General features: G+C 34.7%; 1 protein-coding gene. It reads right to left on the bottom strand.

Annotated elements, in window-relative coordinates; genetic code table 11:
* Positions 1-248: 248 nt before the first annotated feature.
* Entirely contained in the window at positions 249-941 is a 693-nt protein-coding gene (locus H513_RS21050; RefSeq protein WP_051240138.1) for an HNH endonuclease, read from the bottom strand.
* Positions 942-1,045: the final 104 nt, after the last annotated feature.

Below are 1,045 nucleotides of genomic sequence, written 5' to 3'. Positions count from 1 at the left end.
GGATGGCTGGCAAGGCTTTTTTTATTTAAAAAAGAAGTGCAGAGTTATGTACGTTTAGGTTGCACATCTCTGTACTTCTATTTTGCACTACACAATTGCAGAAAAATGTAATAGTGTTTACCTTATATTTAAGAACAGCATTCAATAAAATTAAAAGCAAAACTCCATGAACCATTAAAAATCAAGTTTGTACTTCATCTTTTATTATTAACCTTTCAGAATAAAGTAACTCCAATTGGTAACAGTCTTTAAGCTTTATCTCTAAAAACTGTATCACGATGCCATTTCAAATACTTTGAGTGCTTGTGTTTAACATCTACTCCTAAACCTTCTCTTACGTTTAGCAGAGGATATTCCTTCTTATCTAACAATTCGGAAATTAATATATCCCCAGTATCTTCTACTGTAATCAAACCACTATCAAATAATGCATTATGAGAAGGACATAGTAAGAAACCATTTGATGCGTCTACCCTTTCTTCGTCATCACAATCTTTCCAAGGCTTTATATGACTTGCCACTAATAATTCTTTGATTTTCAATCCGCATACCTTACAACTAGGAAATTCTTTTAATAGTTTCTCCCTGAATTTTCCTTGGGTAGTTCTCGTCAAACGCAAATACTCTTTCTCACTGGCGAGGATTTTATGTAATGATGCACCTGAAGTTTGACTATCGTAACTAATGCGATCCAAATAATCGGGACCACTTTCAACATAACTTATCCATTCTTTTGGAGCGCTTTCTAGTGAATCCCCTTCATAGTCTTTAAGATTATATAACCAGTCTTTTTCAACTACATGTTCATTAAGAATAGTAAAATGGGCTTCGAAGTTTCTAAATTTGTTTGGAGATTCTCCGAAGCTTTTCAATTGAAGTGAATCCTCCTTACCTTTACCTTTTAAGCCAGGAACTGCTATACCCTTGAACTGGACGTTCATTCCTACTCCTGTGGAATGTCAACACTAAACTAGACAGTTTAATTAAGGTGCTTCGATTTGAATTCTATTGGACTTAGGTAACCGAGGGTACTGTGGGTTCGTAT

Origin of the sequence: Pontibacillus halophilus JSM 076056 = DSM 19796 (genome assembly GCF_000425205.1) — a bacterium.
In the GTDB taxonomy this organism is placed as follows: Bacteria; Bacillota; Bacilli; order Bacillales; family BH030062; genus Pontibacillus_A; species Pontibacillus_A halophilus.
The sequence above is the reverse complement of the archived record's forward strand: the minus strand, read 5'-3'. Positions and strand labels throughout refer to the sequence as shown.

What these genes read in the sequence shown, in the direction of transcription:
- H513_RS21050 (WP_051240138.1), bottom strand. Translation starts at nt 941, where the DNA reads ATGAACGTCCAGTTCAAGGGTATAGCAGTTCCTGGCTTAAAAGGTAAA.